The organism is Roseivirga seohaensis, from assembly GCF_001592945.1.
GTDB classification, from domain to species: domain Bacteria; phylum Bacteroidota; class Bacteroidia; order Cytophagales; family Cyclobacteriaceae; genus Roseivirga; species Roseivirga seohaensis.
Genome location: NZ_LRPB01000001.1, coordinates 105,287 through 128,212, shown reverse-complemented (window position 1 = coordinate 128,212; position 22,926 = coordinate 105,287). Strand labels below are relative to the sequence as shown.

The window sequence follows — 22,926 nt, the reverse complement described above, 5'->3', positions numbered from 1 at the left end:
TTATGTCGTTAAAAAACTCGAAAATTCAGCTTCAATGTATTGCTTGTCAGTCTAGGGGAGATTCGCACTTTTCAAGTCTTAAAGATGAAGACCTAGAGATTCTGAGTGAACATAAGTCGTGTGTTACCTACAAGAAAAACCAAACCTTATTTTATGAAGGAACCCGACCAATGGGGATTTTCTGTATCAATAGCGGAAAGGTAAAAGTGTTTAAAATGGGCTCTAATGGGAAGGAGCAAATTCTTTTTATTGCTCAAAAGGGCGATTTTTTAGGTTATAGATCACTCTTAAGCGAAGAGTTATATGGATCTTCAGCCACTGTGTTAGAACCCGCAGCAATATGCTTTATCCCCAAAAGTGATTTTTTAAAAGTACTCCACTCTAACCCAGAATTTTTTGGCAAACTTATGAAAGCTGTTTGTCACGAATTGGGAGTAATGGAAACCAAGCTTGCACAGCTGTCGCAAAAATCGGTGAGAGAAAGGCTGGCAGCTACAATACTTATGCTGAAGGAAACTTACGGCATGGAAGGAGAGGGCAGCGAAGTCATCGATATTGTATTGAGTCGAGAAGATTTGGCGAATATTGTAGGTACTGCTACAGAAACCGTAATTCGTTTACTTTCTGAGTTCAAATCAGATAAAATGATTGCGCTGGAAGGAAAGAAAATCAAGGTGCTTGATGCCGATAAACTACTTCATGAGGCCGATTTCTATGGCTAGAAAACATGACATTTGTCATGGTTTTCGCTGATGCGCATCAACACAATCTCAGCTCCTTAAATCTACCTTTGTTTCAGTGGTAATCTGAATTAAAGGTTTTGAAACAGAAGATTTTAATCGGGGCGGGAATTCAAAGTGATTTAGGAGCACTTTATCAGAGGGTAAGTGCTTTTCTTAATCCTCAGAATGAATATTTTTTCACTTTCTTATGTGTAGATGAGGGGGTAGGCAATGAGCTGATTGCGGCTACAACGAACAGAAATAGCTCTATTCAGACTTTTGACCTATTGAAAAAAGTAGAATTCGAACTGAAAGTTGAGAACCTGAATATTTCGAATACCCTAAATGTAGAGGCGTTTAAATCTGAGCTTAATGATGGTACTTTGGCAGGTCTTTCGGGTGTAGCTGATTTGTTCATTATTGACTCATCTATTTTTGTAAACCAGAACGACTGGTGCGAATTAATAGAGTTGGTTCATAAAGTGAATTGTCCGGTTTTAATATTGCCAAAAAATGCCACAGTAAATCGTTTAATTATGGTGCACGAGCCCGAACACCATTCGCTATACATTGTAAAGGACTTCCTTAAAATTTTCAAACCTGATTTGACCGAACTTCCCCTTTCGGTATTATTCAACTTTCCTGAAGACGAAGGACAAACTGAAAACGAAAAGTTTTTTGTCGATTATCTGAAAATGGCTTTTCCTAATATTGGAATGCAGCTGATGGTTGATGAGCCAATTAATGAATTTTTTAATGAGCTTAATGCAGACACCGATAGAGCTCTTATTCTGACAGGCACTAATTTGGGAGAAGAAATATTGGCCTGCCCAAAAACAATTGCTGATTGTACAGCGAAAAGTTCGCCTTTATTCATCTATAAGAAGTGAATTCCGTAAGCACTATAGTGAAAAATGAAACCAAGTGTTATCACTGTGGAGAAGATTGCCTAGAGGGCAAACTGACCTATGATGAACATAGCTTTTGTTGTAATGGCTGTAAAACTGTTTATGAAATTCTAAGCAGTAACGATCTGTGTGATTATTACAGTATGGAAAACACGCCAGGGTTTACGGTAAAAGATAAAGCCGAGCATTCCATCTTCGATTACTTAGACAATGAATCAATCAAAAGAGAAGTGCTCGATTTTGAAGGTGAAGGCTTTCAGAAAGTTACTTTGTACATACCAAATGTACATTGCAGTTCATGTATTTGGTTGTTAGAAAATTTGGATCGGCTGAATCCTGCTGTTTTAGATTCTGTCATTAATTTCTCTTCGAAAAAACTCACAGTCAATTATAAGTCAGATGAAATGAGCCTTCGCCAATTGGCCGAAATGCTCGATTCAATTGGATATGGTCCGCAGATTAACCTGAAAGATGCCGATGAATCTAAAAAACCACAGAAAGCTTTCGATAAGCAATTGCTCATCAAAATGGGGATTGCTGGTTTCTGTTTCGGTAATGTAATGCTACTTAGCTTTCCCGATTACTTGGGTATTGCTGGGGTTGAAGAAGAGTATAGTAGTTTCTTTAGGTATTTAAGCTTAGTGCTTTCCTTACCCGTAGTTTTTTACTCGGGGAGCGAATACTTTACTTCTGCTCTAAAGAGTGCGAAGCAAAAATTTGCGAATATTGATGTGCCTATAGCCATAGGTCTGTTGGCACTTTTTGTTCGAAGTACCTATGAGGTAATTGCCGATGTAGGCCCAGGCTATTTCGATTCACTCGTAGGTTTGGTGTTTTTCCTTTTGATAGGGAAATGGTTCCAAAGCAAAACTTATGCAGCCCTTTCCTTCGATCGCGATTATCAATCCTATTTTCCTTTGGCGGTTCAAAAAAGGATTGATGATGCTTTTGCGCCAGTGCCTGTAAAAGAACTGAAAAAAGGCGATGAAGTATTGCTTCGAAATGGCGAAGTGCTTCCTGCCGATGCTATTTTAATAGATGATTACGCTTCAATAGATTACAGCTTTGTAACGGGTGAATCCGTACCTGTGGCGCGTAAAAAAGGTGATTATGTTTATGCTGGCGGAAGGCAAGTAGGTAAGCAGGTTCGCTTTGTTATTCAGAAAGAAGTTTCGCAGAGTTACCTTACTCAACTGTGGAACAATGATGCTTTTGGTGAGAAGGAAACCCATACCAAGCTTATTGATAAAGTAAGTAGATACTTCACAGTAGTCGTGCTTTTAATAGCAGTTTTTTCAGCCATCTACTGGCAGCAGACTGACCCAAGTCAAACTTGGTTGGTATTTACTGCGGTGCTCATTATTGCCTGCCCTTGTGCATTAGCACTTTCTACCCCATTTACTGTGGGCAGCGTTATGCGTGTTTTTGGAAGAAATCATTTCTACCTAAAAAATGCAGATGTGATTGAAAAGTTGAATGCCACCAACACAATCGTATTCGATAAAACGGGAACGATTACCGAAACGCAAGGAGAGGCTTTGAAATTCTGTGGGCCAGCACTTTCCGAAGCTGAAAAGGCGTTAATCAATACTGCGGTGGCCAGTAGTACACATCCATTGAGTAGATGGATAAAGCAGTTTACTGAAGTTAAAGGCTTTGATTATACCATTGAGTCTTTTGAAGAAATAGAAGGCAAAGGCTTTATCGCTGTCGTAAGTGGCTTAACCATAAAAGTGGGTTCTGCAAAGTTTTTAGGTGTAGAAAAAAGTAATATAAATAATGCTACCCAAGTGCATGTAAGCATTGGAGGCGATTATAAGGGCTACTTCAGTTTTGAGGCTACTTATAGAAAAGGCTTAACCAACTTGCTTGATGCTTTGAAGGGTAAGTTCAAGTTTCAGGTGCTCTCTGGCGACAATAATAAAGAAGCCGAACGTCTTGAGTCGATGTTCCCAGAAGGTTCCGTCTTGCGCTTTAATCAAAGCCCAGAAGATAAGCTAAAGGCCATTAAAGAAATTCAAACTACGGGTAATGCAGTAATTATGCTGGGTGATGGCCTTAACGATGCGGGTGCTCTGCAGCAAAGCAAGGTAGGTATAGCCATTACCGAAGATGTATCGCTCTTTTCACCCGCTAGTGATGCCATTTTAAAGGCATCAAACTTAATGGACTTGAATAAATTCATTAAGCTGGCGCATGAAGGCCGAAAAGTGGTAGTGGCCAGTTTTATCTTGTCTTTACTTTATAACTGTGTTGGAATTAGTTTAGCAGTAGCCGGAGAGTTAACCCCTCTTTTTGCTGCCATTCTTATGCCTTTAAGTAGTATTTCGGTAGTGGTTTTCACCACTGTTTCCGTGAATCTGATTTCTAAAAAAATAAAACTTAAATAAATATGTCGGTCATTCTCGTGCTCATATTGGTCAGTTTGGTTGTCGCTATTGCGTTTTTAACCGCCTTTTTCTGGGCAGTTAAATCTGGGCAGTTCGATGATACCTATTCACCTTCAGTGAGAATGCTATTTGAAGACCGCGTGAAAAAAGAAAAGGAGGCCAAAAATGATTGATTTAGTGAAGAAATACGATGTGCCAGTTCCAAGATACACCAGTTACCCAACAGTGCCGGCTTGGGATGTAAACTCTTTTCAACTTGAGGAATATAAAGGGTGGTTGAAAGCTTCTTTTCAGCAAACAAAAGAAGAAGGAATAAGTCTATATCTTCACTTACCTTATTGCGAATCACTTTGTACATACTGTGGCTGCAATACGCGTATTACCATCAATCATAAGGTAGAATTACCTTATATCGAATCCTTACTTAAAGAGTGGAAGTTATACTTAGACCTTTTTGGTGAAAAACCACTGGTAAGAGAAATACATTTAGGCGGAGGAACTCCAACGTTTTTCTCTCCTGAAAACTTACGGTACTTAATGGAGTCCATCCTCGATACGGTAGATGTGCACCCCGATTATCAATTCAGTTTTGAAGGCCACCCAAACAATACCACTTACGAACATTTGGTAGCGCTTTACGAAGTCGGATTTACCCGTGTCAGTTATGGTGTACAGGATGTAGATTTCAAAGTACAAAAGGCAATCAATCGACTACAGCCGTTAGAGAATATTGAAAAAGTAACCAAAGCAGCCAGAGAAATTGGATATACTTCTGTGAATTTCGACCTGATTTACGGCCTCCCTTTTCAAACCATTTATGGTATCAAGCAAACCATGGATGTAGTAAAAACCTTTATGCCCGATCGCATTGCTTTTTATAGTTATGCGCATGTGCCTTGGGTAAAACCAGGCCAAAGGGCTTATTCTGAAGAAAATATTCCACAGGGAGAAGAAAAGCACAAGTTGAATATGCTTGGTCAGGCCTTGTTGCTAGATATGGGGTATCAAGCCATAGGGATGGATCATTTTGCTTTGCCTGAAGATCCGCTTTGCCAAGCCAGAAGTAAAGGAAGACTGCATCGTAATTTTATGGGCTATACCGAATCTAGAACTAATTTCATGATTGGTTTGGGAGTATCTTCAATATCAGATATTGGCGTGGCATATGCGCAAAATGTGAAGTCTGTGGAAGGCTACAGAGCAAAAGTTGAGGCTGGGGAACTTCCAATGTTCAAAGGCCATTTGATTACCGTCCCTGAAATGGAAGCTAAACAATTGATTCTGGATATTGCCTGCAGTGCCCGCATTCAAATGCGCCATGTGCTCGAACTTAATTCTGAAAAATATACAGCATTCAATCAAATGGCAGATGAAGGTTTAATTGAGCGCTTCTGCCTCAACTACCAAGTAACCAAAAAAGGCATGATGTTTCTCAGAAATATCTGTGCCCTTTTCGATGACTATTATGAACCACAAAGCGGGAATAAACTGTTTAGTCAGGCGGTGTAAGTTTTCAATTGATCTACGGTTTGCTTAGAAGCTAAATGCCGTAGTATGAATGTTTTTGGAGAGCACAAAAGAGCTTTGTACTTGTCCTAAATTTGCGGTGGTAGAAAGTTTGGTGAGGATAAAGGTTTCGTATGATTCCATACTTTTCACCACTACTTTTAAAAGAAAATCGAAGTTGCCAGCAATGTGGTAGCATTCCATAACTTCGGGGTAGGCTTTTATTTCATTCACGAATTTTTCTAAGTACATACGGCTGTGTTTCGTAAGCGAAATAGAAATAAAAGCCGTGAGCATTAAGTCTAGTTTTTTGCCATCGAGTAAGGCCGCATATTTTCGAATAACCCCTTCTCTTTCCAAACGTTTAATTCGCTCGAAGACAGGAGTAGTAGAAAGGTTGAGCTGATCGGCAAGGGCTTTTGTAGTGATACGGGCATCTTCTTGTAGAATCTCTAAGATGCGAATGTCGGTAGCGTCTAATTTCATCAAAGTGGAATTTCCTAAAGATACTCGTTTTTGAGTTGTTTTAAAGTATAATCCTCTATTGAGTGATTAAAATAAATTCGAATCATCTTAATATTAAATTTATTTTGGGTGAAAGGTATTTTAGAGGAGAGGTAAAATGTAGATTTGGTAGTATTTGACTTTAGTAAAACAGAGATATGGAAGCGCTATTAGCGAAATTTGAAAATAAGAGACCGGAAATCGTTTTTGAGTGGAAAGATTCTGAAACAGAAGCCGAAGGTTGGGTAGTGATCAATTCATTGCGTGGAGGAGCTGCCGGTGGCGGAACCCGAATGCGCGTTGGGTTAAATAAAAGAGAGGTAGAATCGCTTGCCAAAACTATGGAAGTGAAATTCACCATTTCTGGCCCAGCCATTGGTGGTGCAAAATCAGGCATCAACTTCGACCCACAAGACCCAAGAAAAGAAGGGGTTCTGAAAAGATGGTTTGCTGCGGTAAGCCCACTTTTGAAATTCTATTATGGAACTGGGGGTGATTTAAACGTGGATGAAATTCATGAAGTAATTGCCATGACCGAAGAAGTAGGCATCTGGCATCCACAAGAAGGCGTTTTTAATGGTCATTTTAAGCCAACAGAAGCACAAAAAATCAACAGAATTGGTCAGCTTAGAAATGGGGTAATTAAGGTAATTGAAAACCCAGAGTACACGCCTGATTTGAGCAGAAAATACAAAGTAGCCGATATGATTACCGGCTACGGGGTAGCAGAGGCCATTCGTAGCTACTACCAAATTTGGGGTGGCGACTACAAAGAGAAAAGAGCTGTAATTCAAGGCTGGGGAAATGTGGGTGCTGCAGCGGGTTACTATTTAGCTCAAATGGGAGTGAAAGTGGTCGGTATTATTGACCGTGAAGGGGGAGTAATGAAACAAGAAGGTTTTTCTTTAGAAGAGATCAAAGCCTTTTTCTTAAACAGAAAGGGCAACCAGCTTGTTGCAAAAGAGATGATTCCTTTCGATCAAATCAATGAAGAAATTTGGGGTTTAGATTTTGAAGTTTTTGTTCCTGCTGCTGCTTCTCGACTAATCACTAGAGCGCAGGTAGATCGAATGATAGAATCAAAGCTTGAAGTAATTTCATGTGGTGCAAATGTACCGTTCAACGACCCTGAAATTTTCTTTGGCCCAACAGGTTTGTTTGCAGACGAGAATCTATCGGTACTGCCAGATTTTATTGCTAACTGTGGAATGGCGCGTGTTTTTGCGTATCTTATGCAGGGCGGAGTTGCCTTAACAGATGAGGCAATTTTTGAGGATACTGCCAATATTATTCGAAATGCATTGCAGAAAGTACATGATCTTTCTCCAGCAAAAACAGGCATTTCGAAAAGAGCCTTGGAGAATTCTCTTAAGCAACTAGTTTAATGTGATTAAGCCTCGATGCGTTGAGGCACCAAATAAAAACAAAGCATTATGCCGTTTTATCATCAATTGGGAAAAATCCCGCATAAACGCCACACTACTTTTAAAAAGGAAGATGGTGGCTATTATTACGAGCAGCTTTTCGGAACCGTAGGTTTTGACGGAATGTCGTCATTGCTCTACCATGTTCACCGGCCTACTCAGGTCAAGGAGGTACTTCGTTCTTACGATGTTTCGCCCAAAATTGCAGTGGAAAAAAATATGCTTTCACTTGGTTTGAAGGGCTTTTCGGTAGAACCAAAAGCAGATTACCTAGAAAGCCGTACGCCAGTTTTGGTGAACAGCGATTGCGAGATTATTCTGGCTTCGCCTACAAAATCGCAAAAGGATTATTTTTATAAAAACTCCGATTGTGATGAATTGATTTTTATCCATCAAGGAACAGGAAGGCTACGCACATTGCTGGGAACTTTAGAGTTTAGCTATGGTGATTACCTGATGGTGCCGCGCGGAATGATTTATCAAATCGAATTTGATGATGAGAAAAACCGCTTGTTCATAGTAGAATCACATCGACCAATTTATACACCAAAGCGCTACCGCAACTGGTTTGGTCAGCTTTTAGAACATTCACCTTTTTGCGAAAGGGACATTAGAAGACCACAGAATTTAGAGACACATGATGAAAAGGGCGACTTTATTATTAAGGTGAAAAAGCAAGGCATGATTCACGAATACGTGTATGCCACGCACCCTTTTGATGTAGTTGGCTGGGATGGGTATAATTTCCCTTATGCCTTTTCAATTCACGATTTTGAGCCAATTACCGGTCGCGTGCATCAGCCACCACCAGTACACCAAACTTTCGAAACCGATGCTTTTGTGGTGTGCTCCTTTGTGCCTAGGCTCTACGATTACCACCCAGAATCGGTGCCAGCGCCCTACAATCATAGCAATATCGACTCAGACGAAGTGCTTTATTACGTTGATGGCGATTTTATGAGTCGTAATAATATAGAGAAAGGACAAATCACATTGCACCCTGCGGGAATTCCTCACGGACCGCACCCTGGAGCAATGGAAAGAAGCTTGGGTAAAACAGAAACTCAAGAATTGGCGGTAATGGTCGATACTTTTAAACCTTTAAAAGTAACCGAAGCCGCAATGAAATTATTAGTAAAAGATTATCATAAATCTTGGTTAGAAGAATAACAAAATCATGGCAACAGAGAACGCAAATTACCCTGGAGAAAAAATATTTAAAGAAGCAAAAGACTTCCTTCCAATCAATGGAACCGATTATGTTGAACTTTACGTGGGCAACGCAAAACAGTCGGCACACTTCTATAAAACCGCATTTGGGTTTCAGTCGGTGGCATATTCTGGTTTGGAAACTGGTAATAAAGACACCGTTTCATATGTGCTTCAACAAGACAAAATTCGGTTAGTGCTTACTTCACCTTTAAAAAAAGACGGCCCAATTAACGAACACATCAACAAGCATGGTGATGGTGTAAAAGTAATTGCCCTTTGGGTGGAAGATGCCACGAAAGCTTGGGAAGAAACGACTTCTCGCGGAGCTGAATCTTTTATGAAGCCTGAAAAAACAGAAGACGAGCACGGTTATGTAGTTCGTTCTGGAATTCATACTTACGGTGAAACCATCCATATTTTTGTAGAAAGAAGTAACTATAACGGAGTGTTTTTGCCGGGCTTTAAGGCATGGAAAACCGATTATAACCCAGCACCAACTGGTCTTAAATACATCGACCACATGGTAGGTAATGTAGGTTGGGGCGAAATGAACAAATGGTGTGAGTTCTACGCCAAAGTAATGGGCTTTGCACAATTGGTTTCTTTCGATGATAAAGATATTTCTACCGAATACACGGCCTTAATGAGTAAGGTGATGAGCAATGGTACGGGTAGAATTAAATTCCCAATTAACGAACCAGCCGAAGGAAGGAAAAAATCTCAGATCGAAGAATACATCGACTTTTATAATGGGGCAGGAGTACAGCACATTGCCGTGGCGACCAACAACATTATCGAAACAGTGCGTGATTTAAGAAGCCGTGGTGTTGAATTCCTTTATGTGCCTGAAGTATATTACGATAATATTTTAGAGCGTGTGGGAGAAATTGACGAGGATTTAGAGCCATTGAAGGAAATGAACATCCTGATTGACAGGGATGATGAAGGTTATCTGCTTCAGATTTTCACAAAACCTGTGTTGGACAGGCCAACCATGTTCTTCGAGATTATCCAGAGAAAAGGAGCACAATCTTTCGGTAAAGGTAATTTTAAAGCCTTATTCGAATCTATTGAGCACGAGCAAGCATTAAGAGGAACGCTATAATTTTTGAGAAAATATGATTAAAGCTAATAATCCGTCACTTCAATCTTGGGTAGAAGTGGCCAAAGATTCAGACTTCCCAATACAAAATTTACCTTTCGGTATATTCAAAACGGAGTACTTACAGCCGGGTGCCGGAGTGGCCATTGGCGATTACGTTTTGGATTTAACTTATTTACACGAAAACGGCTATTTCGATGGGCTTGGCCTTCCTGCTGGCGTTTTCAATCAAACTTTTTTAAACGCTTTTATTGCTTTAGGGAAGAAAAAAACGAGCGAGGTGCGCAACCGAATTTCTGAGCTTTTGGAGCAAAGCAATGAAGAACTTCGCGACAACGTAGCCGCCCGTGAGTTGGCATTAATTCCAAAAGAAGAAGTAGAAATGCTCATGCCAGTTCAGGTACCGAACTATACAGATTTCTATTCTTCAGAGCAACATGCATTTAATGTAGGAACGATGTTCCGTGGCCCCGAAAACGCTCTTATGCCCAACTGGAAACATTTACCAGTGGCTTATCATGGTAGGGCTTCAAGTATCGTAGTTTCAGGTACCGAATTCCATCGTCCAAAAGGGCAAACCAAAGCCGATGATGCTGAAATGCCATCTTTCGGCCCTTGTCGTTTGCTCGATTTCGAATTGGAAATGGCCTTTATTACTTGCAAAGAAAACCCACTTGGCGACCCCGTTTCGACCAAAGCGGCACCAGACCATATTTTTGGTTTCGTGTTGTTGAATGATTGGTCGGCAAGAGATATTCAGAAATGGGAATACGTGCCGTTAGGGCCTTTCTTGGCTAAGAATTTTGCATCGCACGTTTCACCCTGGATCGTCACGATGGATGCCCTAGAACCATTCAGAGTAGCTGGTCCAAAGCAAAACCCTGAAGTTTTGCCTTATCTTAAAACCGAAGGTGATTTACATTATGATGTGAAATTGCAAGTGGCCTTAAAACCAGAGGGTGCAGAAGAAACTGTAGTGAGCAATTCCAATTATAAATACATGTATTGGAATGTGAGTCAGCAAGTGGCACACCATACCGGTAACGGCTGTAATCTTCAAGTAGGAGATATGTACGGTTCGGGAACTATTTCTGGTCCAAAACCAGAAGAATTCGGATCAATGCTTGAAATTACTTGGCGAGGTGAAAAACCAGTTACCCTGAAGGATGGAACACAGCGCAAATTCATCAATGATGGCGATACTGTAATCATGCGCGGTCATGCTGAAAAGGATGGAGTTCGTGTTGGTTTTGGCGAAGTGAGTGCTTTGGTATTGCCTGCTAAATAGAACTAATAGCCGCCATAAGCGTAAGGAAGTCGAATTCGGTTATTTTTAACGAAATTAGACAACATGAAAAACAAGAAATCAAAGAAGATTGTATCGTGGATCCTTAGGCTTTTGGCGGCTTTAATTATGCTTCAGACCTTATTTTTTAAATTTTCTGGGGCAGAAGAATCCATTTATATTTTCAAACAAGTAGGCATGGAACCTTGGGGCAGATACCTCACAGGCTTTGTGGAATTAATAGCAGGTGTCTTTTTACTGACAAACCGCTACGAGTTAGGAGCGCTTTTAGGATTAGGTACTATTTCAGGCGCTATCTTTTTTCATTTAACAAAGCTAGGTGTCGAAGTGCAAGGAGATGGAGGATATTTATTTATGCTAGCCATTGTTGTTTTTGTAAGCTGCACTGCTATACTTTTAGTTAATTTTTCAGAAATCAAGGCCAAGTATTTACCAAACAAATAGAGGCGACATCTGTTAATAAGTTGTCCTTCTAAAGAACGAATCAAACTTTTAGAATTCAATACGAATGAGAATCGACCCTAAAGAAATTCCAACAGGAAAACTACATGGTTTGATGTTGGGCACCATTGGTCCGCGACCTATTGCTTTTGCCAGTACGGTAGATCAAACTGGAAATGTGAATTTAAGTCCCTTCAGTTTTTTTAATGTATTCAGTGCTAATCCGCCAATTTTGGTTTTTTCTCCGGCAAGAAGGGTACGAGACAATACTACAAAGCATACGCTTGAAAACGCGCTTGAAACAAAGGAAGTAGTGATCAATATTGTGAGCTATGATATCGTAGAGCAAATGTCGTTGGCGAGCACGGAGTATGCACAAGGGGTGAATGAATTTATTAAATCTGGACTTACTGCTTTAGATTCTGAAATGGTAAAACCGCCTAGAGTAGCCGAGTCGATTGCTGCCTATGAATGCAAGGTAAATGAAGTGATTTCTTTGGGTGAAGAAGGCGGAGCGGGTAACCTCATTATTTGCGAGGTAGTTTTAATGCATTTGAAAGAAGAAATTCTGAACGAAAATGGAATGCCCGACCCTGTGAAAACTGATTTGGTAGGTAGAATGGGCGGAGACTGGTATTGCCGCGCCAATGGAGATGCTCTTTTCGAATTGCCAAAACCAAATAAAAATTTAGGGATTGGATACGATCAAATTCCTGCGGTAATCCGAAATAGTGTAGTACTTTCGGGCAATAATTTGGGACGTTTAGGGAATATTGAAAAACTTCCTGACGCTGATTCCGTTTCGGCTTTTGGTACTCGATCTGAAATAGAAGAAATAAAATTACGTTTCAAGAATGACCCTGAGTCTATGGAGTATCATTTGCACACCATGGCACAAGACTTTTTGAGGAAAAATGAATTGGAAAATGCATGGTTGACACTTTTACAAACCAATTGAATCTATAATCTAAAACTATAAATAACTGAAAATGAAAAAGTTTTTAATAATGGGGTTAATGCTGACTATGGTATACAGCGTTTCCGCACAGGTAAATTTTGGCCCTAGAGTGGCACTTACCTCTACAAAAATATCGCTTAAAGATAACGCTACTGCTATTAAAGAAGGTGATGGTGAATTTGGCTACCAATTCGGAGCTTTTTTAAGAGTAAAGGTGCCTGTGGTGGGTATTTATGTTCAGCCAGAATTACTCTTCAGCAATTCAAGCGCAACTTTGAATAATGGCACAGATGATGTTGATTTTTCTTTTAACAGAATTGATGTACCCGTAATGGTAGGGGGTAAAATTGGTCCGCTTAGAATCAATGCAGGTCCTGCGTTTAGGTTCTTGACCAGTGCAGAGTCTGATTTAGCTGGTGTAACCACCGATGTGAAAAATAACTATAAAGATTCAACTGTAGGTTACCAAGCAGGTTTGGGTATTGATTTATTGAAATTCGTATTTGATCTTAAATATGAAGGCAGCTTAGATAGCTTTGCAGAAGAAGGTCAAGGCTTCAATGTTGACCAGCGCATGAACCAATGGGTATTCGCTGTTGGATTCAAGTTGTTCTAAACGAGTATTGATTTGAAATAAATCCTAAGCTTCACTTAGGGAATAAAAGTGAAAAGGAAGGAGGCTATAAAGCTTCCTTCCTTTTTTTGTTGGCCTTTTTAGTGGCCTCAACGTTCTTTTCAATTCTGTGTCCTGGCCGCGACCATTTAGCCTTTTCAGCATCCGATGGCGTCATTTCATCAGGGTTTACAGGGGTTGGTTTAGCCCCTTTGGCATAAGGCTTCATTGGAGTTAATCCTAAAATATTAAACAGTTCCATGTCCTCATTTACATCAGGATTAGGAGTAGTTAATAATTTATCACCAGCGAAAATAGAACCAGCTCCAGCCAAGAAACAGAAAGCCTGACCTTCTTTGCTCATTTCTGTTCTTCCCGCAGAAAGACGAACCGTGGTTGATGGCAATACAATTCTAGTCGTTGCTACCATTCTAATCATATCCCAAATAGGAATTACTTCCTGTTCTTCTAAGGGAGTGCCTTCTACTGCAACCAACGCGTTAATTGGAACTGACTCTGGCTGTGGACTCAACGAAGCCAGAGCGATGAGCATTCCTGCTCTGTCCTCAATGGATTCGCCCATACCTATAATTCCACCAGAACAAACAGTAACATTCGTTTTTCGCACATTTTTTAATGTTTGCAAACGGTCGTCAAAACCTCTAGACGAAATAATTTCTTTATAATATTCTTCTGAAGAATCAAGGTTGTGGTTATAGGCATATAGACCTGCTTCGGCTAAGCGTTGTGCTTGGTTTTCGGTAAGCATTCCTAAGGTGCAACACACCTCCATGTCTAATGTATTGATGGTGCGTACCATGTCAAGCACTTGCTCAAACTCTGGCCCGTCTTCCACATTTCTCCAAGCTGCCCCCATACATACCCTTGACGACCCCGTAGCTTTGGCCCTTAAAGCTTGAGCTTTTACTTGGCTTACGGTCATCAAATCATTGGTTTCAATATCTGTGTGGTAACGCGCTGCCTGTGGGCAATAAGCACAATCCTCTGGGCAACCACCCGTTTTGATAGAAAGTAAAGTACTGATCTGTACTTCTCTTGGGTTATGGTATTTTCTATGAACTGTTGCGGCCTCATATACTAATTCAAGCAAAGGCTTGTTGTATATTTCAATAATCTCCTCTTTCGTCCAGTCGTTTCTGATTTCGCTCATTCTGCAAATTTATGAGTTGGCAAATTAAGGAGGTTCACTATCAACTCCAATAAGCAAATAGTATATTTGCCAGCTATGGGCGACATCTACTTATTGTTGGGTACCAATTTGGGCGATCGAGAAAATAACTTACAGATAGCGAAAGAGCAACTGACTGCTCATCAATTAACGATCAAGAAGGAATCGTCTATTTATGAGACGGCTGCTTGGGGCATTGAAGATCAACCTAGTTTTTTAAATCAAGTGGTGATTGTAGATAGCGATAAAAACCCCGAACGCATATTGATTATCATCAATATTATTGAAGGCTTAATGGGGCGAGTGCGGAATGAAAAGTGGGCGCAGCGCTTAATCGATATTGATATTCTCTATTATCGTGATATGGTGGTGGATAAACCAAGGTTGAAAATTCCTCATCCTGAAATTCAGAATAGAAGATTTACTTTAGCTCCTTTGGTTGAATTAGCTCCAAATTTCAAACATCCTATTAGTGGTAAAACGCAATTGGAAATGCTGAAGGATTGCCCAGATAATTTAAGGGCCGAAGTTTTTCAGGCCGAGGTTTAATACATAAATCTGGTTTGAAAACAGGTAAAGTCTTTAAAAGAACTCCTTAAACACTTTAATCATATCGGACTCATCGCCCCATTTGAGTTTGTTCTTTTTCACGAAGTCTTGAATTTGATCGTATTGCTTGTCCGAGGCCATCGTTTTAAAACCTTTCTTATTAAGGGGGATGTCCTCATATAAGTTTGTACCTTTTCTGAAAAAATAATTGACTTCTACCCTGTATTTGTCTTCAGGAACAGAGGTGTATCTTAGTTGACTATCAGCAGGTACAATTCGCTTCGTTTCCTGTTTTATTAAAGAAAAGTTCTCATTTTCAAATAGTATTTCGAAAAACGAAAGTTCATTTTTTAACTCCTTAAAATCACTCGTATATTTTCTTGCAAAAAACCTGTTTTCTGAGCCATATAGAATAAAGCCCGCTATTTCATCATTGTCAATTCTAAATGGATTGTATTCTTTACTAAGCTTGAAAACCAATGCATTTATACTAGCATCGATATTTAACAGCATAGAATCGGCCCGCTGATCTGTTTTAAAGTTAATTGCACCTAGTTGCCAATTTGGGTAGACTAGTGGACTTCTTTCAAAATCTAAATCATACAGTGTCATTCCAATTAGTTTCTGACCTTTTAGTGCGGCATTTTGTTGTGAAATCAGCGTGTTTTGAATCTGTACGGCCTTAACTTCTGATGTGTATTGCGCATTAGCGCCAAACGATAAACATATAATTGAGAGCGTTAGTAAATACTTTGACATGGCCGTAATATTTAGATATTGTGATTTCTTATCTAATCTAAACAAAAGCATTGGCTTTGGAAAGTATTTGACGCACAGGTGTTTAAACGATAAAAGCCTTCATTACCATAATGAAGGCTTTTATATGGCTCTAAAGCTTTTATGGTGTGTTTTACTAAATGCTTGACACCTCGGCTTCTCTGTGGATTTTTTTCACCAAACCTTGAAGCACTTTTCCTGGACCAGATTCTGTAAAGTGAGTAGCTCCATCAGCTACCATAGCTTGTACAGATTGGGTCCAACGTACTGGTGCAGTCAGTTGAATTTTTAGATTCTCTTTGATTTCGTTGAGGTCAGAAGAGGCTTTTGCTGTTACATTTTGATAGATAGGGCACTTAGCTGGGTTAAACTGCGTTGCGTCTATCGCTTTCTCTAACTCTTCACGAGCGGGTTCCATTAATGGAGAGTGGAATGCTCCTCCAACAGGAAGTGGGAGTGCTCTTTTTGCCCCTGCTTCAAGGGCAGCAATACAGGCAAGTTCAATTCCTTTATGTGAACCTGAAATTACCAATTGACCAGGGCAGTTGTAGTTTGCGGCTACCACTACTTCGTCTATTGACGCACATATTTCTTCAACTTTTTCGTCTTCTAAACCAAGAATAGCGGCCATGGTGGAAGGGTTAATTTCACAAGCCTTCTGCATTGCTAAGGCCCTTTGCGAAACAAGCTTTAGTCCATCTTCGAACGATAAGACGCCATTGGCAACTAAGGCAGAAAATTCGCCTAAAGAGTGACCTGCCACCATATCTGGCTTAAAATCATCCGAAATAAGCGCCAATACAACAGAGTGTAAAAAAACAGCTGGTTGCGTTACTTTGGTCTCTTTCAGCTCTTCAGCCGTACCGTCAAACATAATATCGGTAATTCTAAAACCAAGTATTTCGTTAGCAGATTCTAACAGTGCTTTGGCTTTTTCTGAAGAGTTATAAAGGTCTTTGGCCATTCCAGGGAATTGGGCTCCTTGACCAGGAAAAACATATGCATTCATGAATGATCTGATTTTTTGAGAAGGCAAAACTAATTCTACTTTGCTTGTCAACCAAAAGTTGAGGTAATTAAGCAGCTAGGTTTAAATAAACCTTTGCTTTAATTCAGGAGTAGGCATTCGGCAGGAATCCTGCTTTCCGAACCATTTATACCGGTTTTTGCCGATAATGTCATAAATGCCATGTCGGATAAAAGGAGGAATGAGAATGAAAATATAGAGCAATGGCCATAGCCCATTCAGCTTTTTGGCAATGCGCAGTGCGGCTGAACTTTTTCGATAAACCTTACCTTTGCTGAGCAATACCAAACTGTCGAATTCTTCTTGATTAAATCCCAGCTCTTTCAACTTTGATTGGCCAAAATCGGATTGAAGTGCAGCAAACTTAAAATGCTTTTTAGGGTCTCTGTCAATTATAAAATTGACAGAGCTATTACAGAGGTTACAAACGCCATCAAAGAGCAAAATATCATGAGTTTTATTTTCTGAAGAGGTTTGCATACTAATGAGACAGTTTGAAGTCTATTAAAGTTTCAGCGATTACCTTACAATTTTGACCCAGTTTTTAAATTCCATGGTCTCTTTTTTAGGATTGAAGACATCGAATGTAACTATCGCTTGATAGTAATAGGTGCCTTCCGGTAATTCTTTACCACTATTGTCTCTTCCATCCCAATCAATAAAATAATTAGGCTCAACTGCGCTTTGAGTACTGTAACTATAAATCTCTTGTCCACCCCAACGGTTGAAAACTTTAAATTCAATGTTTTTTACAAAACGAGGACATTTTCCATTTGGTCTGTCAAAAGCCCTGAAGGTATCGTTAAGGCCATCACCATTTGGAGTGAAGGTGTTTGGTAATTCATAATTAGGGCAGTTGTCAAAACATATAGGTGCACTTAAGCTACTTTCATTGTTAGATCGGTCTACAGAGCTTACTCTATAGCAACCTTTATATGAACTAAGCCCCGTATGTGTAAAGCTAGCGTCTCTTGAATTTCCGACCAAAGTGAATGTTCCTTCGGCACCTGAAGGCGAGAAGTAAATATTATAACTGGCTATGTCTCCATCAATGTCATCGGCTGTCCATGTGAGTGTATTAGAGAAATTACTGAATGCACACCCAAGATTTTCCAAGTTGCCACAGTTAGGGCTATCTAATACAATTAAGCCGTCAATTTCTTCTGCACCATCTGGAATCTCTATTTCTGGTTCTTCAGGCGCTACGTTGTCATTAGGCTGAATACATAGTTTTTGAGAATCGTTAATCAATGGTGAAGGAATAAGGTCATTCCCATAGCTTCCTTGTGTGGTTACAATATAGCAGTACTCTCGATCGTCAAATAAAGGAGTATTATTAAAACTGCCATCGTCAAAATAGATAAATCCACTATTGGTTACTTTAACACTATCAATTAGCACAAAATTATTCTCATCAGTGGCCGCAGCATCGGTACGGTTTCGCATAATATAGTGATAGGGGTACTCCTGTACTTTATTCGTCCAAGGTACATTGGCCTCCCATTTCAACTCAACGGCTTGAACCAAACCTAAAGCACTAAGCCAAACTGAAGATGCTACAGAAGAGCTATCGATTAAGTTATCACCAGAATCGTAAAAACGAACTTGATAATGATACGGAATTTCTTGCGTGTTCAGTCCTGTGTCAGTATAAGTTGTATCGGTAGTTGATGTCACTAATGTCCGTCCGGCAGTTCCGGTAAATCCTTGGTATCTAATTAATTCATACCTAAATGGAGGAGGGAAAAGCACTTGGTCTATTTCGAGAGGTGATGTCCACTTTACAAACATTTCTCCATTTGTAATGTCCGTTTCTTCTACGGAAATATTTGTAATTGCAGGTACATCCAAGGGTATTAGTGCACAGGTTTCTATAGAAGCATAACTTGTTCCGCCCTTTGGAAGCGGAAATTCTGCTACAATTCTATAACAATAATTCACACCAGGTCTTACATCATTTGTGTCGACATAATTGGTTTGATTGATAGGCACTTGGTCTATTAATTCATAGCCCGACCCATCAGGTATTCCGAGGTTACAGTTTTCAGGGTCGAAGTCGAAACTGTCGACTCTCCTGTATATTTTCATTACTGGGTTATAGTTTCTTCCAATGTAGTCATCCCATGTTAGCTGAATAGAGCGGGCATTGGCAATTGCAGAATTTAAGCCCGTAGGCGCTGGCGCAACAACTGTTACATACCAAGTGGCAAATTCTGTTAGCGAAGGAGCATCAGGGTCTGTTGGTTGGTCTGACACTTTAAATTGAATTTCGTAAGGTCTTCTTCTTACATGAGAAATGTCGGTTTGCCAGCTAAAAGTATGTTCGGCTGGTTGTTGCCTGAATGATGGTTCAGGGGTAAACTGCGCGGCATTTGGGTTTAAATCGAAAACACCGCCAAATGCTTCTACCAATACTTTATTATTGTCAGGGTCTGTTCCTCTAATCATAGCCTCTAAAATGGCGCCTGCTTCAATACAAGTGTCGGCTGGTATTTCTAATTCTGGTCTTTCATTGTCGCAGTCTTCAATCAGAATCTGCATATCACGAGTTACATAGCCTAGTAATTCATACTTCCCTGTAACTTCTGAAAAGCGCCATTCCTCAACTATAAAGGCAGCGTTGTATTCTCCCGCAACCATGGGAGCATCCCAAGTAAACGTGCCTGTAATCGGATCGATTTCGAATTTGGCAGGACTTCCTCCATCCTCTCTTAATGTTGTTATCGAAGGGTCATTCAATGGTACATAACCACTAACTTCCACGCCTCTGTCTTGCAATAGGTTTACCATTCTGTAAGCAAGACTATCTCCATCGGGGTCATATGCTCCCGGATTATGTGTGAACCTAGCACCAATACATCCTCGGTCGATTGGTGGAATAGTTAATTGGGGGGTAGCATTAACATCCAATCCTGGGTCAATTCTCAGTACTGTTTCAATATGAAAAGGGACTTGCTTAGAGCTTCCTCCATTGATATTCAGAATACCATCGTTCCGGTTTTGCTCAGTGTAACTAACCACATAAACTCCTGGCCCATCAAAAGTATGTTCAATTTCTATTATTGTCATGGCAGTCTCATTGCCAATAGACCTTTCTTCAAAGTTGACTGAAGCGTCTTCAATTGTTTGGCGGTTTCCTCCTTGTAAAGATCCTATGGTTCTGCCTTGGCCAAAATTGATAATACCACCATCGGCAACTTGTATTGGAGAGCCAGTATCAGAATAAACAACTATGGTGAACCTGAATTTAAGGCTTGTTTGTGAAATTCTAACCGCTGTGATTTCACCTGCCCTTATGTGAGTAGCCCAAGCTTGAACACAGGCTAATAATAAAAACGAAATGATAAGGAATGTTTTTCTCTGTAACCCCATGCAATACTTTGGTTTCTGTATTAACGCAATATCAATAATTACTTATACTTCTAAACAAAAAAACTTTACAATCTGTTTACCCCGCGAGTTTCTAATTTAGAATGTATTCAAATAAAAGAGCCATTTGATTACTAACGATTGCAAACTTAACTTTGGCTACCAAATTTAATCTTTAATAAATTAATGAGCTGGTTAAAACAAACCTTTACGAGTTCCATAGGCAGAAAGTTTGCCATGGCACTCTCAGCCCTTTTTCTAGTTATCTTCTTACTTCAACACTTCATTATCAATTTTACCTCAGTACTGAGTGAAAAAACTTTTAATGAAATTTCTCATTTCATGGGAACTAACGTGTTGGTGCAGTTCGCTCTTCAGCCCGTACTTATTTTCGGTGTGATTTATCACTTCGTAATGGGGTTTGTTTTGGAGATCAAAAACAGAAATGCACGTGCTATTAAGTATGCTATGAACAAAGGAAGCGAAAACTCTACATGGTTTTCGAGAAACATGATTTACTCAGGTTTTGTGATTTTACTCTTTTTGTGTCTTCACTTCTACGATTTCTGGATTCCGGAAATATCGCATAAATATATCGAGGTGTTGCCAGAAGACTCTACAAGATACTTTGGCGAAATGGTAGAGAAATTCCATGACCCTCTGAGAGTAGGATTATACGCTTTAAGTTTCGTGTTTTTGTCTCTTCACTTAATGCACGGTTTCCAATCGGCATTTCAGTCTGTAGGAGCAAGGCATAGCAAGTACACGCCTGCCATTAAAAAATTGGGTACGCTATACGCTATCATAATTCCTGCGGGTTTTATTTTCATTGCGCTGTATCATCATCTAACTGCTCTTTAATTCATAAGTAGCCATGACGAAATTAGATTCAAAGATTCCAGAAGGTCCTATTCAAGACAAATGGACTAACTATAAAAATCATATTAAGCTTGTAAACCCTGCGAACAAACGTGCTATTGATGTAATCGTGGTAGGAACGGGACTTGCTGGTGGTTCTGCTGCTGCAAGTTTGGCCGAGTTGGGTTACAATGTAAAAGCATTCTGCTACCAAGATTCACCTAGAAGAGCGCACTCTATTGCAGCTCAGGGTGGTATTAATGCAGCTAAAAACTATCAAGGCGATGGTGACTCTACTTACCGATTGTTTTACGATACCGTTAAAGGAGGCGATTACAGATCGAGAGAAGCCAACGTATATCGTTTAGCAGAAGTTTCTGCCAATATTATTGACCAATGTGTGGCCCAAGGTGTTCCTTTTGCAAGAGATTACGGAGGGTTGCTTGATAACCGATCTTTTGGTGGCGTTCAAGTTTCAAGAACATTCTACGCCAAAGGGCAAACAGGTCAACAATTGCTTTTGGGTTGCTATTCAGCCATGTCGCGCCAAATTGGTAAAGGAAAAATCAAAATGTACAACCGTCATGAGATGTTGGACATTGTGAAAGTAGACGGAAAAGCCAGAGGTATTATTGCTAGAAACTTAGTGACAGGAGAAATCGAAAGACATTCTGCTCATGCTGTGGTTATTGCATCAGGTGGTTACGGAAACGTATTTTTCCTTTCTACCAATGCAATGGGGTCAAACGTTTCGGCAGGCTGGAAAGTACACAAAAAAGGGGCGTTCTTTGCTAACCCTTGCTATACTCAAATTCACCCTACTTGTATTCCTCAACACGGAGATCAGCAGTCTAAGCTTACATTGATGTCAGAATCGTTGAGAAACGATGGGAGAATTTGGGTTCCGAAAAAGAAAGAAGATGCTGAAGCCATTCGAGCTGGTAAATTGAAACCAACACAGATTGCTGAAGAAGATAGAGATTACTACTTAGAAAGAAGGTACCCGTCATTCGGTAACCTAGTGCCAAGAGATGTAGCCTCAAGAGCAGCGAAAGAACGTTGTGATGCGGGTTATGGTGTAGGAACAAACGAAACGGGTGAGGCAGTTTACTTGGATTTCTCTTCTGCAATTATGCGTTACGGAAAAGAACAAGCGAATATTCAACATATCCATAATGCATCTGAAGCCAAAATCAGAGAGTTAGGAGTTGATATAATTGAAAAGAAATACGGCAACCTTTTCCAAATGTATGAGAAGATTACTGCCGATGATCCATACAAAACACCAATGAAAATTTACCCAGCCGTGCACTATACCATGGGCGGTGTTTGGGTTGATTATAACTTAATGACCACGATTGAAGGTTGCTATGCTATAGGTGAGGCAAACTTCTCAGATCACGGTGCCAACCGACTTGGAGCTTCTGCTCTAATGCAAGGTTTGGCCGATGGTTACTTTGTATTGCCATACACGATTGGTGATTATTTAGCCAACGATATTAGAACAGGTGAAATTTCTACCGACTTACCAGAGTTTGTAGCGGCAGAAAAAGAGGTAACCGATAGAATTAATTTCTTTATCAATAATAAAGGAACAAAATCGGTAGACTACTTCCACAAGCGCTTGGGTAAAGTAATGTGGAACAAAGTAGGTATGGCCAGAAACGCCAAAGGCTTAACCGAAGCAATTGCTGAAATCAAAGAAATCCGTGAGGAATTCTGGAAAGAAGTAAAAGTGCCGGGTAGTGCTGATAGTATGAACCCTGAATTAGAGAAAGCAGGTCGTGTGGCCGATTTCCTTGAATTGGGTGAGCTGTTTGCTAGAGATGCCCTTTTGAGAGAAGAATCTTGCGGAGGTCATTATCGTGAAGAATATAGCACTGAAGAAGGTGAAGCCATGCGTGATGATGAACACTTTACGCATGTTTCGGCTTGGGAGTATAAAGGAGAACCAGCAGATGCTGTGTTGCATAAAGAGCCTTTAAACTACGAGAACATCGAGCTCAAGACCCGTTCATACAAATAATTAATTGAGAATTTAAGAATCAGAAAATATGTCAACAGCAAACGG

The 22,926-nt window shown here is 40.1% G+C and carries 21 protein-coding genes; 15 read left to right on the top strand and 6 right to left on the bottom strand.

Annotated elements, in window-relative coordinates:
* Positions 1-2 precede the first annotated feature (2 nt).
* The 5 genes from AWW67_RS00545 to hemN all read left to right on the top strand — a co-directional run bounded on the left by AWW67_RS00545 (position 3) and on the right by hemN (position 5,529).
* Complete coding sequence (locus AWW67_RS00545) at positions 3-722, top strand: Crp/Fnr family transcriptional regulator (RefSeq protein ID WP_062299470.1); 720 nt, start codon at positions 3-5, stop codon at positions 720-722.
* Between the two features lie 98 nt (positions 723-820).
* Positions 821-1,612 (top strand): hypothetical protein, encoded by a 792-nt coding sequence (locus AWW67_RS00540; RefSeq protein ID WP_062299468.1) that lies wholly within the window; start codon positions 821-823, stop codon positions 1,610-1,612.
* Complete coding sequence (locus AWW67_RS00535; protein WP_062299467.1) at positions 1,609-4,020, top strand: heavy metal translocating P-type ATPase; 2,412 nt, start codon at positions 1,609-1,611, stop codon at positions 4,018-4,020. The genes AWW67_RS00540 and AWW67_RS00535 overlap by 4 nt, the downstream gene beginning before the upstream one ends.
* A 2-nt stretch (positions 4,021-4,022) precedes the next feature.
* On the top strand, positions 4,023-4,193 hold the full coding sequence (ccoS, locus tag AWW67_RS00530) for a cbb3-type cytochrome oxidase assembly protein CcoS (protein WP_053223764.1): 171 nt from the start codon (positions 4,023-4,025) through the stop codon (positions 4,191-4,193).
* Positions 4,186-5,529 carry an oxygen-independent coproporphyrinogen III oxidase gene (hemN, locus tag AWW67_RS00525; protein WP_062299465.1) on the top strand — a complete coding sequence of 448 codons (1,344 nt, stop codon included), beginning with the start codon at positions 4,186-4,188 and terminating at the stop codon, positions 5,527-5,529. Before ccoS ends, hemN begins: the two co-directional genes overlap by 8 nt.
* A gap of 24 nt (positions 5,530-5,553) precedes the next feature.
* On the opposite strand, the gene AWW67_RS00520 is transcribed toward hemN, so the two are convergent.
* A complete protein-coding gene (locus AWW67_RS00520; protein WP_053223766.1) occupies positions 5,554-6,012 on the bottom strand; it encodes an Lrp/AsnC family transcriptional regulator in 459 nt (152 codons plus the stop codon).
* A gap of 176 nt (positions 6,013-6,188) precedes the next feature.
* Between AWW67_RS00520 and AWW67_RS00515 the strand changes: the two genes are divergently transcribed.
* The 7 genes from AWW67_RS00515 to AWW67_RS00485 all read left to right on the top strand — a co-directional run bounded on the left by AWW67_RS00515 (position 6,189) and on the right by AWW67_RS00485 (position 13,089).
* Positions 6,189-7,415 carry a Glu/Leu/Phe/Val dehydrogenase dimerization domain-containing protein gene (locus tag AWW67_RS00515; protein ID WP_062299464.1) on the top strand — a complete coding sequence of 409 codons (1,227 nt, stop codon included), beginning with the start codon at positions 6,189-6,191 and terminating at the stop codon, positions 7,413-7,415.
* 48 nt (positions 7,416-7,463) lie between these two features.
* Complete coding sequence (locus tag AWW67_RS00510) at positions 7,464-8,624, top strand: homogentisate 1,2-dioxygenase (RefSeq protein WP_062299462.1); 1,161 nt, start codon at positions 7,464-7,466, stop codon at positions 8,622-8,624.
* Between the two features lie 7 nt (positions 8,625-8,631).
* Positions 8,632-9,771, top strand: a complete 1,140-nt coding sequence (hppD, locus tag AWW67_RS00505) for a 4-hydroxyphenylpyruvate dioxygenase (protein WP_062299460.1) — start codon at positions 8,632-8,634, stop codon at positions 9,769-9,771.
* 13 nt (positions 9,772-9,784) lie between these two features.
* A complete protein-coding gene (fahA, locus tag AWW67_RS00500) occupies positions 9,785-11,056 on the top strand; it encodes a fumarylacetoacetase (protein ID WP_053223770.1) in 1,272 nt (423 codons plus the stop codon).
* Between the two features lie 63 nt (positions 11,057-11,119).
* Positions 11,120-11,518, top strand: coding sequence for a DoxX family protein (locus AWW67_RS00495; RefSeq protein WP_062299459.1), 399 nt, complete (start codon positions 11,120-11,122; stop codon positions 11,516-11,518).
* Positions 11,519-11,582: 64 nt separating this feature from the next.
* Positions 11,583-12,473: a flavin reductase family protein gene (locus AWW67_RS00490; RefSeq protein WP_062299457.1), complete on the top strand. Its 891-nt coding sequence runs from the start codon at positions 11,583-11,585 to the stop codon at positions 12,471-12,473.
* Positions 12,474-12,504: 31 nt separating this feature from the next.
* Positions 12,505-13,089 (top strand): outer membrane beta-barrel protein, encoded by a 585-nt coding sequence (locus AWW67_RS00485; RefSeq protein ID WP_062299456.1) that lies wholly within the window; start codon positions 12,505-12,507, stop codon positions 13,087-13,089.
* Between the two features lie 64 nt (positions 13,090-13,153).
* On the opposite strand, the gene bioB is transcribed toward AWW67_RS00485, so the two are convergent.
* Positions 13,154-14,257, bottom strand: a complete 1,104-nt coding sequence (gene bioB, locus AWW67_RS00480; protein WP_062299453.1) for a biotin synthase BioB — start codon at positions 14,255-14,257, stop codon at positions 13,154-13,156.
* A 75-nt stretch (positions 14,258-14,332) separates the two neighbouring features.
* On the opposite strand from bioB, the gene folK reads away from it, so the two are divergent.
* Positions 14,333-14,824 (top strand): 2-amino-4-hydroxy-6-hydroxymethyldihydropteridine diphosphokinase, encoded by a 492-nt coding sequence (gene folK / locus AWW67_RS00475; RefSeq protein WP_176699972.1) that lies wholly within the window; start codon positions 14,333-14,335, stop codon positions 14,822-14,824.
* Between the two features lie 33 nt (positions 14,825-14,857).
* Here the strand turns inward: folK and AWW67_RS00470 are convergent, their stop codons facing one another.
* The 4 genes from AWW67_RS00470 to AWW67_RS00455 all read right to left on the bottom strand — a co-directional run bounded on the left by AWW67_RS00470 (position 14,858) and on the right by AWW67_RS00455 (position 20,000).
* Complete coding sequence (locus AWW67_RS00470; RefSeq protein WP_141655342.1) at positions 14,858-15,583, bottom strand: hypothetical protein; 726 nt, start codon at positions 15,581-15,583, stop codon at positions 14,858-14,860.
* A gap of 154 nt (positions 15,584-15,737) precedes the next feature.
* Positions 15,738-16,610, bottom strand: a complete 873-nt coding sequence (gene fabD, locus AWW67_RS00465) for an ACP S-malonyltransferase (RefSeq protein ID WP_062299600.1) — start codon at positions 16,608-16,610, stop codon at positions 15,738-15,740.
* Positions 16,611-16,691: 81 nt separating this feature from the next.
* Positions 16,692-17,108: a thiol-disulfide oxidoreductase DCC family protein gene (locus tag AWW67_RS00460; protein ID WP_053223778.1), complete on the bottom strand. Its 417-nt coding sequence runs from the start codon at positions 17,106-17,108 to the stop codon at positions 16,692-16,694.
* A gap of 39 nt (positions 17,109-17,147) precedes the next feature.
* Entirely contained in the window at positions 17,148-20,000 is a 2,853-nt protein-coding gene (locus tag AWW67_RS00455) for a T9SS type B sorting domain-containing protein (RefSeq protein WP_062299449.1), read from the bottom strand.
* A 183-nt stretch (positions 20,001-20,183) separates the two neighbouring features.
* On the opposite strand from AWW67_RS00455, the gene AWW67_RS00450 reads away from it, so the two are divergent.
* Complete coding sequence (locus AWW67_RS00450) at positions 20,184-20,858, top strand: succinate dehydrogenase cytochrome b subunit (protein WP_062299447.1); 675 nt, start codon at positions 20,184-20,186, stop codon at positions 20,856-20,858.
* A gap of 13 nt (positions 20,859-20,871) precedes the next feature.
* Entirely contained in the window at positions 20,872-22,881 is a 2,010-nt protein-coding gene (locus AWW67_RS00445) for a fumarate reductase/succinate dehydrogenase flavoprotein subunit (protein ID WP_053223781.1), read from the top strand.
* The last annotated feature ends 45 nt before the right edge of the window (positions 22,882-22,926 follow it).